The sequence below is a fragment of the Myxococcus sp. AM011 genome (genome assembly GCF_013372595.1).
Taxonomy (GTDB): Bacteria; Myxococcota; Myxococcia; order Myxococcales; family Myxococcaceae; genus Myxococcus; species Myxococcus eversor.
This window is the reverse complement of the sequence record NZ_JABXEM010000068.1, coordinates 13965-29118: the sequence shown is the minus strand read 5'-3', so window position 1 is coordinate 29118 and position 15154 is coordinate 13965. Positions and strand designations below refer to the sequence as shown.

At 69.2% G+C, this 15154-nt stretch carries 14 protein-coding genes; 10 read left to right on the top strand and 4 right to left on the bottom strand.

Features of this window, described 5'->3' with window-relative positions; all coding sequences use genetic code 11:
* Window positions 1–21 precede the first annotated feature (21 nt).
* A complete protein-coding gene (locus HUW62_RS16490; RefSeq protein WP_176435000.1) occupies window positions 22–1428 on the bottom strand; it encodes an aminotransferase class V-fold PLP-dependent enzyme in 1407 nt (468 codons plus the stop codon).
* 56 nt (window positions 1429–1484) lie between these two features.
* Here HUW62_RS16490 and HUW62_RS16485 point away from each other — a divergent pair, with 56 nt between their 5' ends.
* Window positions 1485–1709 (top strand): amphi-Trp domain-containing protein, encoded by a 225-nt coding sequence (locus HUW62_RS16485; RefSeq protein WP_163868476.1) that lies wholly within the window; start codon window positions 1485–1487, stop codon window positions 1707–1709.
* Between the two features lie 3 nt (window positions 1710–1712).
* On the opposite strand, the gene HUW62_RS16480 is transcribed toward HUW62_RS16485, so the two are convergent.
* Window positions 1713–3278 carry a methyl-accepting chemotaxis protein gene (locus HUW62_RS16480; RefSeq protein ID WP_176434999.1) on the bottom strand — a complete coding sequence of 522 codons (1566 nt, stop codon included), beginning with the start codon at window positions 3276–3278 and terminating at the stop codon, window positions 1713–1715.
* A 246-nt stretch (window positions 3279–3524) separates the two neighbouring features.
* Here HUW62_RS16480 and HUW62_RS16475 point away from each other — a divergent pair, with 246 nt between their 5' ends.
* Window positions 3525–3896, top strand: coding sequence for an NADH-quinone oxidoreductase subunit A (locus HUW62_RS16475; RefSeq protein ID WP_141642904.1), 372 nt, complete (start codon window positions 3525–3527; stop codon window positions 3894–3896).
* A gap of 6 nt (window positions 3897–3902) precedes the next feature.
* Window positions 3903–4466, top strand: coding sequence for an NADH-quinone oxidoreductase subunit B (locus tag HUW62_RS16470; protein WP_141642903.1), 564 nt, complete (start codon window positions 3903–3905; stop codon window positions 4464–4466).
* Window positions 4467–4549: 83 nt separating this feature from the next.
* Here HUW62_RS16470 and HUW62_RS48785 read toward each other — a convergent pair whose 3' ends face one another.
* Together HUW62_RS48785 and HUW62_RS16460 are read right to left on the bottom strand one after the other, a co-directional pair.
* Window positions 4550–4855, bottom strand: a complete 306-nt coding sequence (locus HUW62_RS48785) for a PaaI family thioesterase (protein WP_368670425.1) — start codon at window positions 4853–4855, stop codon at window positions 4550–4552.
* Between the two features lie 52 nt (window positions 4856–4907).
* Entirely contained in the window at window positions 4908–7049 is a 2142-nt protein-coding gene (locus HUW62_RS16460) for a sulfatase-like hydrolase/transferase (protein ID WP_176434997.1), read from the bottom strand.
* A gap of 121 nt (window positions 7050–7170) precedes the next feature.
* On the opposite strand from HUW62_RS16460, the gene HUW62_RS16455 reads away from it, so the two are divergent.
* The 7 genes from HUW62_RS16455 to HUW62_RS16425 all read left to right on the top strand — a co-directional run bounded on the left by HUW62_RS16455 (window position 7171) and on the right by HUW62_RS16425 (window position 15154).
* On the top strand, window positions 7171–8454 hold the full coding sequence (locus HUW62_RS16455; protein WP_176434996.1) for an adenylate/guanylate cyclase domain-containing protein: 1284 nt from the start codon (window positions 7171–7173) through the stop codon (window positions 8452–8454).
* A 179-nt stretch (window positions 8455–8633) separates the two neighbouring features.
* Complete coding sequence (locus HUW62_RS16450) at window positions 8634–9152, top strand: NADH-quinone oxidoreductase subunit C (protein WP_163868511.1); 519 nt, start codon at window positions 8634–8636, stop codon at window positions 9150–9152.
* 10 nt (window positions 9153–9162) lie between these two features.
* The gene (gene nuoD / locus HUW62_RS16445; RefSeq protein ID WP_141648282.1) at window positions 9163–10422 is read left to right on the top strand and encodes an NADH dehydrogenase (quinone) subunit D; all 1260 of its coding nucleotides are present in this window, start codon (window positions 9163–9165) and stop codon (window positions 10420–10422) included.
* Window positions 10419–12302, top strand: coding sequence for a 2Fe-2S iron-sulfur cluster-binding protein (locus HUW62_RS16440; protein ID WP_163868470.1), 1884 nt, complete (start codon window positions 10419–10421; stop codon window positions 12300–12302). Before nuoD ends, HUW62_RS16440 begins: the two co-directional genes overlap by 4 nt.
* A 2-nt stretch (window positions 12303–12304) precedes the next feature.
* On the top strand, window positions 12305–13729 hold the full coding sequence (locus HUW62_RS16435) for a complex I subunit 1 family protein (RefSeq protein ID WP_176434995.1): 1425 nt from the start codon (window positions 12305–12307) through the stop codon (window positions 13727–13729).
* Between the two features lie 31 nt (window positions 13730–13760).
* Window positions 13761–14537: an NADH-quinone oxidoreductase subunit I gene (locus tag HUW62_RS16430; protein ID WP_163868468.1), complete on the top strand. Its 777-nt coding sequence runs from the start codon at window positions 13761–13763 to the stop codon at window positions 14535–14537.
* 248 nt (window positions 14538–14785) lie between these two features.
* Complete coding sequence (locus tag HUW62_RS16425) at window positions 14786–15154, top strand: ferredoxin (RefSeq protein WP_176434994.1); 369 nt, start codon at window positions 14786–14788, stop codon at window positions 15152–15154.

Here is a 15154-nt window from a genome sequence, read left to right as displayed (position 1 = left end):
CGACGGGGCCTCGTGACGTGACTACGAGGCCCTGATCTCCTCCGCCGCCGCGAGCACCTCGTGAACCACCGTCGCCACGTCCTCGCGCGTGGTGCGGTGGTTCACGAAGCAGGCGCGCAGGCAGAAGCGTCCCTCCAGCGTCGCGTTGGAGAGGTAGACACGGCCGCGCCGGTTGATTCGCGCCAGCAGCCGCGTGTTGAAGTCGTCGAGCCCCGCGTCAGGAAGTCCACCCGTGTAGCGGAAGCACACCGCGCTCAACGTCGCGGGCGAGCGGAGCTCCAGTCCGGCTGTCTCCCGGACGAGCGTCTCCAGATGCTTCGCGTTCTCCACATCGCGGCGGATGGCCTCGCGGAACGCGGCGAGCCCGTGGAAGCGGACGGAGAGCCACACCTTCAGGGCGCGGGCGCGACGTGACAGCTCCATCGACTCGTCGAAGAAGGCGAAGCCCTCCACCGGGTCCGAGTTCAGGGCGCGCGCGTAGTCCCCCGTGAAGGAGAAGGCGCGACGCGCGGCCTGGGCATCGCGGAACAGCAGCACGCCGCAGTCCGCCGGCTGGTAGAGCCACTTGTGCGCGTCCATGGACAGCGAGTCCGCCAGGCTCAGTCCCTCGAAGCGCTCCGGGAAGGCCATGGCCGCGAGCGCGCCATAGGCGCCGTCCACGTGCATCCACAACCCGTGCTCTCGCGCGAGGCCCGCAACGGCCGTCAGCGGGTCCACCGCGCCGGTGTTCACCGTGCCCGCCGTCGCCACCACGGCCAGCGGGCGCAGGCCGGCGGCCTTGTCCTCCGTGATTGCACGGGCCAGCGCATCCGGCCGCATCCGCCACTGCGCGTCGGTGGGAATCAGCCGCAGGTGCTTGCGCCCCAGGCCCAGGAGCGCGACGGCCTTGGGAATGGACATGTGGACTTCAGCCGACGCGTAGACAACGCCGGAGGGCGCGCCATCCTCGTTGGCGGGGGCGAGTGACTCGCGCGCCATGGCCAGGGCCATGAGGTTCGCGGAGGAGCCGCCGCCCGTGAAGCTCCCGGTGAAGCCCGCGCAGCCCACCGCGCTCGCCAGGCTGCGAATCACCGAGCGCTCCAGGCTCACCACCGTGGGTGCCGAGCGCCACGCGGTGACGTTCTGGTTCACCACGCTGGCCACGTAGTCGCCCAGCACGCCCACCGGCTCGCCCGAGCCGAACACGTACGCGAGGAACCGGGCGTTGCCCGCGCGAGAGCCCTCCATGAAGGGCTTCAACGCATCCAGCGCGGCGTCTCCGAGGCCCTGCTCGGGAAGTCCCTCGGAGAACATCGCCTCCGACGCGGCGCCAGAGATTGAGGGTGCGATGGGGCGCGAGTCGAGCCCCTTCAGCCACTCCTCGGCCAGGGTGGAGACACGGTCAGCCAGACGCCGGAAATGCGCGGGGGACAGTTCGAGCGAGCCCATGCGCGCGCACAGTAATGAAGTTCGACGGGTTTGCACGCCGCTGGCAGGATGACGCGATGGCGAAGCGACCCAAGCGAGACATCGAGAAGGTCTACCCCCGCGCGCAGTTCGTCGCGAAGCTGCGACGCCTCGCGGACGCGGTGGAGAGCGGCAAGGGGTTCAGCATCCAGGTGGCGGGAGAGCGGCTGCACGTCCCCGCCCACGCGCACTTCAGCATCGAGCACGAGCGCGAAGGCGACGTGGACGAGCTGGAGCTCCAGGTCCGATGGACGCGCGAGTAGCCGCTAGCTCCGCGTCGTCCTGAAGCGGCTGGTGACGGCGGTGAGTCCCTCGGCCACCGCCTGGAGGTCCTGGGCGATGCGCGTGGTGCGGCCCGTGGCATCCACGCCCTGCTTCACCAGCTCCGCCACGTTGCGCGCGCCCTGCACGGCCTGCTCGCTGGACTGACGCTGCTGCCTCGTGGCGATGGTGATCTGCCGCGCGGCCTCGCTGGTGCCGCGCGCCAGCTCCACGATTCGCTGGAACACCGAGGACGCCTGCTCCGCCACCTCGACGCCCCGGTCACTGGTGGCCATGCCCACGCGCGCCTTGGACGCGGCCTCCTCGCCGGAGTCCTGAACCTTCTCGACGATGCGGCCGATGTCTCGCGCGGACGCCGACACGTTCTCCGCCAGCTTGCGCATCTCCGCCGCCACCAGCGAGAAGCCCCGCCCCACCTCGCCCGCCTTGGTGCCCTCCAGCGCCGCGTTCAGCGCCAGCAGGTCCGAGCGCTCCGCCACCTGGTTGATGACGTGGGCGATCTTCGACACCTGCTGCAGGTCCTGGTTGAGGCCGACAATCGCGTCCGCCACGCCCTTGGACTCGGTGCGGATGTCGTTGATGCCCGCCACCACTTGCGCCACCACCGCCATCGCCTCGGCGACCGCCTCGTGCGTGCGCCGGGCGCTCGACTCCACGACTTCGGTGGAGCTGGAGATCTGCTCCGCCGTGCGGCTCAACTCCTCGAACGTCGCGGCGATCTGCTGCGCATAGGCCGCCTGCTGGCTGATGACGTGCTCCTGGTCCGCGGACGCGCCCAAGAGGCCACGCGACGCGCCGGAGAGCTGCTCCGTGCGCGACACCAGCTCCAGCACCGTGATGCGCAGCGTGCCGAGCATCTGGTTGAAGGACTGCGCCATCAACCGCACCTCGCCCGTGGCCGGCACGTCCAGCTCCACGCGCGACACGTCTCCGCGAGCCACGTCCCGCACCACGTCCGTCACCTGCGACACGGGCTCGACGATGGTCCGCCCGATGAGCGCCGCGAGCAGCAGCCCCAGCACCAGCGCGCCCACCAGCCCCGCCACCACCGCGCCCTTCAGCTCGGTGACGGACGCCGCCGCTTCATCCAGGCCCAGGCCCACCACATACGTCCGCTCGCCGCTCGCGCACCGCACCGACACCTCGCGCAGCGCGAGGAGCGACGTCGTACACCCTTCCTTCGTCACCGCCGCCTTGCCGCGCGCATGCTCGGGCAGCCGCGTCACGGACTCGTACACGGGGCGACCGTCCGGGGCGAGCAGCCCCTGGTAGCTCACCGTGAAGCCGCCTCCACCGTCGACGTCATGCGCCTCCAGTTGGGCGAGCACGGTGTCCAGGCGCTCCTTGGAGGCCTCCGAGCCGTCCCAATCCCGCGTCGCGGGGTGGTTGGCCACCAGCGTGCCGAGGACCCGAGCGCGCTTCTGCAGCAGCTCCAGGGAGACCTCGCGCTGCCGGGCGGAGAAGTTCCAGATGCACAGGCCGATGACCGTGAGACAGGGCACGAGCACCGCGATGGCCACCTGCATCCGCAAGCCGAGCCGCCCCCACATGCCGTCATCTCCCCTCGTGATGCGCTGATCGCCGGCCGTCGGCGCCGCCCGACGCTAGGCGTGCGTCCCTGGGAGCGTCAAACGAGCCCGCCGCTCGCGGGACGTGCGGGGAGCCGTCCGAGGCGCCTGGTCGCCGCCTGCGTGGACAAGCCCTGCTTTTCATCGTCATCTCAAGGGGTTGCGACGCCGAGCAGGGGGACTTTCCCTTTGACATGGCGAGGCCGGTGTCATTAGGTTCCGCGCGCGATGACTCCCTCTCCCCTCTCGCCCTACCTGCCCCTGGCGGTGGTGCTGCTGTTGGCCGGCATCATGGGCGTCGCGATTCCTTTCATCACCTCGCTGCTGGGCCCCAGTCGCCCGAGCGCCATCAAGTCCACTCCGTTCGAGGCCGGCTCCGAGTCGAGCGGCCCGGCACGCCAGCGCTTCGCCGTGAAGTTCTACGTCGTCGCGTTGTTGTTCATCGTGTTCGACGTGGAAGCCGTGTTCATGTACCCGTGGGCGGTGAACTTCCAGGCGCTCGGTTGGTTCGGGTACGTGGAGATGCTGGTCTTCGCGGTGACCTTGGTGGTGGGCCTCATCTACGTCTGGAAAAAGGGCGCCCTGGATTGGGAGAGCTGAGACATCATGGCTGATTCGGACATCGCTCCAGTGCTGACGACCCGCCGCGACGAGGCCATGGGCTTCTTCCAGCGCATGGTCTCCAAGGGCCTGGGTTGGGCCCGCAAGTACTCGCTGTTCACCTATCCGTACGCCACCGCCTGCTGCGGCATGGAGTACATGTCCGTGGCGGCCAGCCGTCACGACATCGCGCGCTTCGGCGCCGAGTTCCCCCGCTTCTCGCCGCGTCAGGCGGACTTGCTGATGGTGGTGGGCACCATCAACCTGAAGCAGGCCCCCATCCTCAAGCGCGTCTACGAGCAGATGACCGAGCCCAAGTGGGTCGTGTCCTTCGGCGTGTGCGCGTCCTCGGGCGGCTTCTACGACAACTACGCGGTGCTCCAGGGCATCGACCGCATCCTCCCGGTGGACGTCTACATCCCCGGCTGCCCGCCCCGCCCGGAGCAGGTGCTGGACGGGCTCATGCTCCTCCAGGACAAGATCGCCAACCAGGTCCACCGCATCGCCGACCGCGAGCAGCCCAACCAGACGGCCGCCCGGCACGACCTGCTCATCTCCATGGGCAAGTAGTCCTCGAGTCTCCGCTGTCCTCCCGGGGCCCCGCGTGCCTCCCCTTCCCAGGGGTGGCGTCGGGGCCCCGGGTGTTTCCACCGTCACCAGCGGTGGTACGCGGGGTGGCCTTCCTTCACCGCGACGAAGGTGCCCCGGCACAGCGCGGTCACCTTGCCTCCGGCGGTGAGGGTGCCCTCGATGATGGCGCGGTCGCCTTTGATTTCCACCGGCTTCGCCTCCAGCCGCACCGGCCCTGACATGGGCGTGGGGCGCTTGAGGGTGATGGAGTAGTCGGCCGTCACGGTGCACGGCGGCGAGGACGCGCCCTGCGCCTTCATCAGGTGCCAGGCCGCCGTCCAGTTGCAGTGACAGTCCAGCAGCGCGCCGATGATGCCGCCGTTGAGCACGCCGGGAAACGCCTGGTGATGCTCGGAGGGCGTCCAGTCGGCGACGACGAGGTCACCCTCCGCGCGGCTGCGGATGCGCAGGCCCTGGGTGTTGGCCGGGCCGCAGCCGAAGCATCTGTTGTGGGGGGCGTACTGTTCCTGGAGAGACGGGGCGTCTGGAGTCGTCGACATGGCCGGCGACCTTACGCGAGTCCCCTTCCGGCGTCCGTCCTCGCACCGTGTCCAGCCACGACTCCAGCGACAGCGCGTCCAGCCCTTCACAGTCACCCGAGCACACCCGCAGCAAGGTGCCATCCGCCTGGGGACGGTCCACCCACCAGCGCTCCCCGTCGAACGCGCCCCGGTCCTTCTCCAGCACCACGGCCTCGTGCGCCGCGTCACCCAGCTCCACCACTCCGTCCGGGCGGATGCGGTACGCGTCGAACGCACGCGGCGCGCCGGGCCAGTGCCCCGCGTCGAACACCTCCGGCGAGACATGCGTGAAGCCCGTCTCCGCGTACAGGTTCAGCGGCGGCGGCGACTCACCGCGCAAGTGCGGCGCCAACGACACGCCAGCGACATCCGTCAGCGCCGGTAGGCTCGACAGCTCCAGCAGCGTGGGCCCCACGTCCACCAGTCGCACCAGCGCGTCCGAGGTGGCGGGCGCGGTGAAGCGCCCCTTGGGAGGTTTCACCGCGAACAGGATGCGGTTCTCCAGCTCGGTCAGCCGCGCGCCATGCACGGGGGTGGCGCCCGCGAGGTCCGGCCTGTCCTCGTGGAAGCTCTCGCCGTGGTCCGAGATGAGGACGATGAGCGCGTCGTCGTAGCGCCCCGAGCGTCGCAGCGCGTCCAGCAGCATGCCCACCTGCGCGTCCGCCTGGGCGATCAGCTCGTCGTAGAGCGCCTCCGCCCCGTCGCGACTCCACCCGCCCTTCGCGCCTGGAGACACCGGCGCGAAGTGCATCCGCAGCCGTCGCTCCAGGGGCTCGGACGGCGACACGAAGCGCCGGTAGAAGGGATGGACGGGGTCGCCCGGAAAGTGCGCGGCGGTGGCGTGGAAGGCGAACAGCGTGGGGCCCTGGCTCGCCTCGTCCAGGAGCGTGTCGGTGAGTCGCTCCGCGTAGCCCATGGGGTCATGGATGCCGGCCAGCGCACGGTTGTCGATGAACTCCGGCACCCACGCGGCACCGACGGAGTGGTCCGCGAAGACGCCGAGCGCGCGGTAGCGCAGCTTCTCCAGGAGGAAGTTCACCGCGCCGCGTGGTGGTTGCAACCGGGTGGCGAAACCCGAGGACGGCCCCTCCGCGTGGAAGCGTGAGCAATCCGTCGCGAACACCGTGCGCCACCCCGCCCGCGCGAAGGACTCCGGGAAGGTGGGCTGGAGCTTCATGCGCGACTCGGACGTCAGCGCGTAACGCACGCCCGTCTCGTGCGGCCAGCGCGCGGTGAGCAGCGAGCGCCACGCGGGTTCCGTCTGCGCCACCGGCGTGTACGCGCGGGTGAAGAGCGTGGAGTCCGCGACGAAGCGGTCCACGTGAGGCGCCACCTCACCTGTACCGCCCAGCGTCCGCAGCCGGTCTGGTCGGAAGGCATCGATGCCGATGAGCACCACCAGCGGAGGCTTCGTGTCATCCGTCCCGCCGCCCACCATGCGCCCCGCGACGAACAGCACCACCACTCCGGCCAGGAGCCCCGTGCCCGCCTGGAGCCGCCGCCTCCACGTCGGAAGCCGGGCCAGGAGCGCCGCGGCATGCACCAGCGCCAGCCCCACCGCTACCGCGCGCGGATGCCACGGCGCGCCATGGTCCACGAGCCACGCCAGCAACGGACGCACCGCGGGCAGGTCATCGAAGAGGGCCGGGCGGGCGATGGCCCGGTCCCACGCCAGCAGCAGCGCGAGCACGCACCAGCCCAGCACCGTCGCCCCCACCCCACTCCGTCCCCAGATGCGAGCCAGGCCCCAGGCCACGCCCGCGAGCACGCCTCCCGCCACCACGTAGACGGCCGCGACGCGCAGCAGCAGGCCGGGCAGAATCGGCCGTACCGCCGCCGACAGCGCCGCGTAGGGCCCGTCCACGTTGATGTCCACGCCGACCAGTCCCGAGCGCAAGAGCAGCCAGGACTCCACGGCGAACAACACCAGTCCCAGGCCCGCGCCCAGCACGAGGCGCCAACCGAGCGAACGGAACGGATGAGGGGGAACGGGCTCAGCCATGCGTCCCCGTGTATACCGCAACGCGACACGCTCGCGAGGACAGGAGCCTTTCCGACCCGGAAGGTGCGAGCGCCGTCGAGACGGGGCAAGATGCGCGTGCAGCGGAAGGGTGGAGCCTGGGATGGGGGGTGAGGCCCTGAGGTCCAACGCGCCAGAAGGCATCCAGGACTCGGTGAACCGGGCCCTCGACGACGAGCGCCGACGCAACGCGCGCCAGATGTCGAGGATTCGCTTCGTCGCCGTCTCCGTCATGCTCGTGATGTCGGCCTGCCTGGGCCTGGGCGCGGGCAAGCCGGACTGGCTCGAGTACCTCCGCCCCCTCTCCATCTACTGGCTCTGCACCGCCGCGGTGTGGGTGGCCGTGGCCCGCTCACCGCGCGCGGTGCGCTGGGCCGGCATGTCCGTGGCCTTCATCGACGTGCCCGCGGTGTACTGGCTCCAGAGCCAGGCGATTCCGGTGTCCCCCTCCCCCGGAGGCGTCGCCGGCTTCACGCTCGGCATCTTCGCGGTGCTGGTCATCCTCGCGGCGCTCTCCTTGCGCAACACGGTGACGCTCGTCGTCACCGCCTTCGCAGCCGTCGCGGAGATGGCCCTCCAGCACCAGGCCGGCATCGGCATCGGCGCCCAGCTGGCCTCCGTCGTCATGCTCTCCGTGGCCGCCGCGGGCGCCCGCCACCTGCTCAACCGCATCCGCGCCCTCTCCGCCGCCGTTTCAGAAGAGGAGCTCAAGCGCGCCCGCCTGGGCCGCTACTTCGCCCCCGCCGTCGCCGAGCGCCTCCAGCGCCTGGCCTCCCCCGAACCCGAGCTGCGCGAAGTCACCGTCCTCTTCGCCGACATCCGCGACTTCACCGGGATGAGCGAGCGCCTCCCTCCGGGCGAGGTCGTCAAGCTCCTCAACGCCTACTATGGCCGGATGGTGGAGGTGGTATTCCGCCACGGAGGAACGCTCGACAAGTTCATCGGGGACGCACTGATGGTGTACTTCGGCGCCCCGCTGGCGGACGCCGAGCACGCCACCCGCGCGGTGTGGTGCGCCCTGGACATGGTGAAGGAGCTGGAGTCCTTCAACGCGGAGCGGGCCCTCCAGGGAGCCCCGGCCATCCGGATGGGGGTCGGCGTGCACACTGGCCCCGTCATCCTGGGCAACATCGGCTCCACGGCCCGGCGCCTGGACTACACGGCTATTGGCGACACGGTGAACCTGGCCAGCCGGATTGAGGGGCTGACCAAGCGGGTGGGCGTCCCGGTGCTCGTCTCGGAGGCCACCCGGGAGCAGGTGGGCCCCCTCTTCCACTGGGAGGCCATCACCCAGGCGCTGGTGCCCGGCAAGAGCCGGCCGGTGGCCACCTTCGTCCCCCTGCCGCGGGCCCCCTCGCTCGTCAGCACCCCGGGCTCGGCGGCTTGAATTCCTCCTGGACGGAGATCCACGTGCCCGCTCGGACGCCGCGTGCGCAACGCGGGCTTCTGGGCTTCCTAAGTGGCCTACATGGTTGAGGGTTTACGTTGACGCCCCCCTTCTGGGCTCCTTATAAAGCCGCGGATTCTTCTCCCTCAGTCATTGGGTCCCCCTTGAGCACTTTCGCGTTGGACAGGGTCTCCGCCCACTTTCCCGAGGCGGTGGTGGAGCGTTATGTGGACCGGGCCGGTGGCGCCTGGGCCGTGATCCATCCCGACTCGCTCCCGAAGGTCGCCGCGTTCCTCAAGAACGACGCGGAGCTGGAGTTCAAGCTCTTCGGCTCCATCGACGGCGTGGACCGGCTGCACCTGGCGGAGAGCGACCCTCGCTTCGAGGTCGTCTACTTCCTGTACTCGTTCAAGCGCCATGAGCACGTGCGGCTCAAGGTGCGCGTGAGCGAGCATCAGCCCGTCATCCCCTCGCTGGCGACGCTGTACCGGGGCGCCAACTGGTGGGAGCGCCTGACCTTCGACTTCTACGGCATCCGCTTCGAGGGCCACCCGGACCTGCGCCGCATCCTCCTGTACGACGAGTTCCAGGGCCACCCGCTGCGCAAGGACTACGCGCTGCGAGACAGGCAGCCGCTCATCCCTGAGCGCCCCATCAAGGACATCTTCCGCGGTCCCGGCACCAGCGGGCACTCCTGAGGACGACACCATGGCCGACAGCCACACGTTTGATGCGAAGGGCCACAATCCGGACACCGACGGCTCGCTGCCGCCGGAGGGCTCGGAGCTGGAGGCTCACCTCCAAAGCAAGCACATGGTCATCAACATGGGCCCGTCCCACCCGGCCACGCACGGCACCGTGCGGCTGAAGGTGGAGCTGGACGGCGAGACCATCGTCAAGATCGACCCTGAAATCGGCTTCCTGCACCGCGGCTTCCAGAAGAGCTGCGAGAACGTCACCTGGACGCAGTGCCTGCCGTACACGGACCGGCTCAACTACCTGTCCGCGATGATGAACAACTTCGGTTTCCTCAACGCCGTGGAGAAGCTCATCGGCCTGGAGATTCCGGAGCGCGCCCAGTACATCCGCGTCATCGGCAGCGAGCTGCACCGGCTGACGGACCACCTGACGTGCGTGGGCGCCACCGGCCTGGAGATGGGCGGCTTCGCGCCGTTCCTCTACGGCATGGAGGCCCGCGAGCTCATCCAGGACCGCGTCACGGAGCTGACCGGCGCGCGCCTCACCACCAGCTTCGGCCGCGTGGGTGGCATCAACCGCGACCTGCCGGAAGGCTGGGCGGACAAGGTCCACAAGACGCTCACCCGCACGGAAGAGCTGCTGGTGGAGATGGACGGGTTGCTCACGCGCAACCGCATCTTCGTGGACCGCACCAAGAACACCGGCGTCATCTCCGCCGAGGACGCCATCGACTACGGCTGGACGGGCCCGGCGCTGCGCGCGTGCGGCATCGACCACGACCTGCGCAAGGCGCACCCGTACTGGGTCTACGAGCGCTTCAACTTCAGCGTCGCGGTGGGCGAGCACGGCGACAACTACGACCGCTACCTCGTCCGCATGGAGGAGATGCGTCAGTCCATCAGCATCATCCGCCAGGCGTTGGAGACCATCCCCGCCGGCCCCATCATCGTGGATGACTGGCGCATCGCCCTGCCTCCCAAGCCGGAGGTCTACGGCACCATCGAGGGCGTGATGGCGCACTTCAAGCTCGTCATGGAGGGCATCCAGGTGCCGCCCGGCGAGTGCTACGACGCGACCGAGGCCTCGAACGGCGAGCTGGGTTGGTACCTGGTGAGCGACGGTCGCGGTCGTCCGTACAAGGTCCATGTGCGCGCCCCGGGCTTCCCGGTGCTCGCGGCGGTGCCCCATATCATCGAGGGGAAGATGCTGGCGGACCTCATCCCCACGTTTGACACCATCAACATGATTGGCGGCGAGGTCGAGCAGTGAGCAACGACGACACGAAGAAGCCGACCGGTGACGCGCAGCCGCCCCCCAAGGGCGCGCCCACGGACACCCCCGCGGCGAAGATCGGTCCCGAGCCCTCCAACCCTCCGGCCGGTCCGAAGATGGACACGCCTCCCGCGGCGGCCAGCAGCGTCACGCCTCCGCCCAAGGCCGCCGCCCCTCCGGGACCGCCGCCCAAGCCCGCGCCGAAGAACCCGGGCTTCGTCACCTGCACCATCGACGGCAAGGAAGTCGTCGTGAAGCCGGGGACGAACATGATCGAGGCGGCCAAGACGGTCGGCTCGGAGATTCCGTACTACTGCTACCACCCGCGCCTCTCCATCGCGGCCAACTGCCGCATCTGCCTCATCGAGGCGTCCAACGCGCCCAAGATGGTGCCCGCGTGCCAGACGCCGCTCGCCGAAGGTGTCGTCGTGAAGACGACGACGCCCAAGGTGAAGGAGCAGCAGCGCTCGGTGATGGAGTTCCTGCTGCTCAACCACCCGGTCGACTGCTCCATCTGCGACCAGGCCGGTGAGTGCAAGCTGCAGGACTACTACATGAAGTACGACTACCGCCCCTCGCGCCTGGAGGGCGGCAAGGCCCTGAAGAACAAGCGCAAGGTGCTGGGGCCGCGCGTCGTGTTGGACCAGGAGCGCTGCATCATGTGCACCCGCTGCGTGCGCGTGATGAACGAAGTGGCCAAGGAGCCGCAGCTCGGCGTGTTCGGCCGCGGCAGCCACGAGCGCATCGACGTGTTCCCGGGCAACGAGCTGGACAGCGACTACTCGATGAACACCGTGGACGTCTGCCCGGTGGGCGCGCTGCTCAGCCGCGACTTCCGCTTCAAGGCGCGCGCGTGGTTCCTCTCCGCCACCCCGTCCATCTGCACGGGCTGCGCGAAGGGCTGCAACACGTACGCGGACTGGATGTCGCAGGACACCTACCGCATCCGTCCTCGCGAGAACGAGGAGATCAACAAGAGCTGGATGTGTGACCAGGGCCGGCTCATGTACAAGTCCTTCAACCTGGGCCGCGTGCTCCAGGCGAGGATTGGCCGCGCCACGGGTCAGGCCGCCGAGGCCGTGCCGGTGGTGACGCGCAAGGAGGCCGCGCAGGCCGCCGCCAAGGCGCTCAAGCCGCTGGTGGGCAGTGGCAAGCTCGCGGTGCTCGCCTCGCCGGTGTCCTCCAACGAGGAGCTGCTGGCGGGCCTCACCTTCGCGAAGGCCACGCTGGGCATCTCCACCGTCTACGTGGGCGGTCGTCCGGCGGGCAAGTCGGACCACTTCCTGAAGACGGCGGACAAGAACCCCAACAGGAAGGGCCTGGAGTGGATCGCCAAGGGCCTGGGCCTGAAGGTGGAGACCTTCGAGGCGCTCACCACCGCCCTGGACAAGGGAAGCGTCAAGGCGCTCTACGCCATCGGCACCGAGGTGCCGGGCGACGTGGCGGCCTTCGCGCAGGCGGCCTCCAAGCTGGACGTCTTCGTGGTGCAGGAGAAGAACGAGTCGCCGGTGACGGCACAGGCGACGGTGCTCCTGCCCGCCTCGATTCACGTCGAGGACGAGGGCTCCTTCACACAGATGGACGGCATCACCCAGCGCTTCCGCAAGGCGTACCCTCCCAAGGGCGACGTGATTCCGGGCTGGAAGTGGGCCGCGGAGCTGACGCGCGAGGTGGGCGGCGAGGCGCCGGCCTGGACCTCCGCGCGCGACGTGTGGCGCGAGCTGTCCGGCAAGGTGGCCGAGTTCGCCGAGTTCAACTGGGACAAGGCCTCTCCGCCGGACCGGGAGAAGCCGGGTATCAATCCGCTGCCCACGGGCGCTGACGGGCGTCCTCCGGGCTACCGTGAGTTCGGTTCTCCCCGGGTGAGGGGTATCTAGCGATGAAGCGCGTACTGACTGTCCTCTTCGCGACGGGCTTCATCGTCGCGACCCTCGCGGGTGTCTCCGCGGCGGCGTATGCCGTGGCCGGCCTGGCCGAGAAGTACCTCTTCCCGGGTGCGAGCCGGCTGTCGAACATCATCTTCCTGATGCTCGTCTTCGTGATGATCATCGCCACGCTCCTCACGCTCGCCGAGCGCAAGTGGAGCGCGCTGATGCAGGACCGCGTGGGTCCCAACCGCGCGCGCATCGACCTGCCCGGCCTGCGCAACCGCTCCCTCGCCGGCATCCCGCACATCCTCACGGACGTGCTGAAGATGCTGACGAAGGAGGACTTCATCCCCGGCACCGCGAACCGGTTCCTGTTCAAGCTGGGCCCCATCCTCGCCTTCGCGCCGGTGTTCGCGCTGTTCGCCGTGGTGCCCGCCGGCCCTTCAGTGACGGTGTTCGGCCACCACGTGGACATGGTGGTGGCGACGCCCGACTTCGGCGTGCTGTACCTGCTCGCGATTGCGTCCCTGGCCGTCTACGGCACGGCGCTGGCGGGCTGGTCCTCCAACAACAAGTTCGCGCTGCTGGGCGGCGTGCGCGCGTCCTCGCAGATGATTTCGTACGAGGTGGCGCTGGGCCTGTCGCTGGTGGGCCTGTTCATGGCGTTCTCCTCGCTGCAGCTGCCCGCGCTCGTCGGAGACCTGGGCCTCGCCGGGGCGCAGGCCACGGGCCAGGCGCAGTACCTGTGGCGCACGGATGGCGCGTTCGACCTCGGCATTCCGGCCTGGGGCTTCATCCTGCAGCCCATCGGCTTCATCGGCTTCTTCGCCGCGTCCTTCGCGGAGACCAAGCGCGCGCCCTTCGACGTGCCAGAAGGCGAGTCGGAGATCATCGGCTACTTCGTGGAGTACTCCGGCATGAAGTTCGGCATGTTCATGATCTCCGAGTTCGTGGAGGTCGTGGTGCTGGCCGGTGTGACGACGGCGCTGTTCTTCGGCGGCCACCACCTGCCCGTCGGCAACGAGTGGCTGGCGAACCAGCCGCTGATGCAGGAGCACGGCTGGCTGTACGGGACCATCCTCGGCACCGTGTTCTGGGTGAAGGTGGTCTTCCTCATCTGGGTGCAGCTGGTGATTCGTTGGACCTTCCCCCGCTTCCGCTACGACCAGATCCAGACGCTGGGCTGGAAGATCCTCCTGCCGCTGGGCCTGGTGAACGTGTTCGTCACCGGCGCGCTGGTGCTGTGGGATCCGTCCCTGCGGGCGCTCGCGGTGGTGGGCATGCTGGAGATTGGCGTGGTGGTGGTGCTGACGATGACGAAGAAGGCAGAAGCGGCGGAGGGCGGTGCGCACGGCGCGCATGGAGCCCATGGCCATGACCACGGGCACGACGCGCATGGGGTGCCGTCCCACGCCAGCGCGGCGTCTACGCACTAGGCCCTAGGGCACCGGGAATCGAGACACCATCATGGCCATCAAGGTTACCAAGGTCACCCAGGACCCCCGCACGGACATCCGGGAGCGGATGTACATCCCGGGGCTGCTGCACGGTCTGGCCATCACGACCAAGCACTTCTTCCGCAACCTCTTCGGCACGCGTGACACGAACACGCAGGTGCAGGACCGCACGGGCTCCAGCCTGATGACGACGGTCGAGTACCCCGAGGAGAAGCCCATCTACCCGGAGGGCTACCGCGGTCTGCACCGGCTGGTTCCGCGCGAGGACGGCAAGCCGCGCTGCGTGGCCTGCTACATGTGCGCGACCATCTGCCCGGCGCAGTGCATCTACATCGAGGCGGGTGAGTACGAGGAGACGGACGCTGACGGCGAGTCGCGCGTCATCGAGAAGTACCCCACCCAGTTCGTCATCGACGAGCTGCGCTGCATCGTGTGTGGCCTGTGCGTGGACGCGTGCCCGAAGGACGCCATCCGCATGGACACGTACATGCACACGCCCTCCGAGTACACGCGGCAGAACTTCGTCTACGACATCCCGAAGCTCTTGAAGGGGCCGGCCGTCTCGCACCCCTCGGACCCGTGGAACAAGCGCGAGGGCTCCGAGGAGCCGCACCACACGCACAAGGAGGCCCACACGCGCATTGGCGAGGGCCTGGTGCAGCTCAAGACGCCGCAGCTGGGCGCGGGGCATGACAATCACGGCGGGCACAGCAAGGCCGTCGTCGCTCACGGGCAGACCGTGGTGACGCAGCAGGGCCCCATCCAGGTGACGAAGTTCCTCAAGTAGATCCATCCCCGCGCCCCGCGCGTACGGATGTGAAGCAGACCGGCCCGCCTCCCCGCTCCTCGAGCGGTAGGCGGGCCGGTCTCATTTCGGGGTGCGGGTGATGACGTTGCAGCTCTTCAATGGCCCTGGCGACTGGCGTCCGGGCTTCCGCCCCCGGGAGGGTGTGGACCGCGGCCTGGCTCACGATGTTGGAGGTCGGCTGCTTTCGCTCGGGGTGTGGACTCCGTAGGGTGGGTGGTGTCTTGGCGATGAAGCGCTACCGCTTGTCCGTGTGCAAAGGGTCGACCTGCAAGGCCGGCGGCGCGGACGGTGTGCATGCCGCCGCTCGGGACGCGCTCTCCGAGCAGCGCCTGGTGCCGCGCTGCGAGCTGTACCGGGGCGGCTGCTACGGCTTCTGCCACATGGGGCCCAACGTGGTGGTCCGCGAGGACACGGGCCGCAAGAGGGACCCGCTGTCACCCGAGGACTTCCAGCTCATGGGCTGGGACGGCGAGGTGTACTACTCGGAGATGACGCCCGAGAAGATGCGCCGCGTCGTCAATGAGCACATCGCGAACGATGCGCCCGTGCGCGAACTCTTCGGCCAGCCGGATACGCCGGACCCCGACGACGGCTGA

What these genes read in the sequence shown, in the direction of transcription:
- HUW62_RS16435 (WP_176434995.1), top strand. Translation starts at nt 12,305, where the DNA reads ATGAAGCGCGTACTGACTGTCCTCTTCGCGACGGGCTTCATCGTCGCG.
- HUW62_RS16430 (WP_163868468.1), top strand. Translation starts at nt 13,761, where the DNA reads ATGGCCATCAAGGTTACCAAGGTCACCCAGGACCCCCGCACGGACATC.
- HUW62_RS16425 (WP_176434994.1), top strand. Translation starts at nt 14,786, where the DNA reads ATGAAGCGCTACCGCTTGTCCGTGTGCAAAGGGTCGACCTGCAAGGCC.
- HUW62_RS16485 (WP_163868476.1), top strand. Translation starts at nt 1,485, where the DNA reads ATGGCGAAGCGACCCAAGCGAGACATCGAGAAGGTCTACCCCCGCGCG.
- HUW62_RS16475 (WP_141642904.1), top strand. Translation starts at nt 3,525, where the DNA reads ATGACTCCCTCTCCCCTCTCGCCCTACCTGCCCCTGGCGGTGGTGCTG.
- nuoD (WP_141648282.1), top strand. Translation starts at nt 9,163, where the DNA reads ATGGCCGACAGCCACACGTTTGATGCGAAGGGCCACAATCCGGACACC.
- HUW62_RS16490 (WP_176435000.1), bottom strand. Translation starts at nt 1,428, where the DNA reads ATGGGCTCGCTCGAACTGTCCCCCGCGCATTTCCGGCGTCTGGCTGAC.
- HUW62_RS16480 (WP_176434999.1), bottom strand. Translation starts at nt 3,278, where the DNA reads ATGTGGGGGCGGCTCGGCTTGCGGATGCAGGTGGCCATCGCGGTGCTC.
- HUW62_RS16455 (WP_176434996.1), top strand. Translation starts at nt 7,171, where the DNA reads ATGGGGGGTGAGGCCCTGAGGTCCAACGCGCCAGAAGGCATCCAGGAC.
- HUW62_RS16460 (WP_176434997.1), bottom strand. Translation starts at nt 7,049, where the DNA reads ATGGCTGAGCCCGTTCCCCCTCATCCGTTCCGTTCGCTCGGTTGGCGC.
- HUW62_RS16470 (WP_141642903.1), top strand. Translation starts at nt 3,903, where the DNA reads ATGGCTGATTCGGACATCGCTCCAGTGCTGACGACCCGCCGCGACGAG.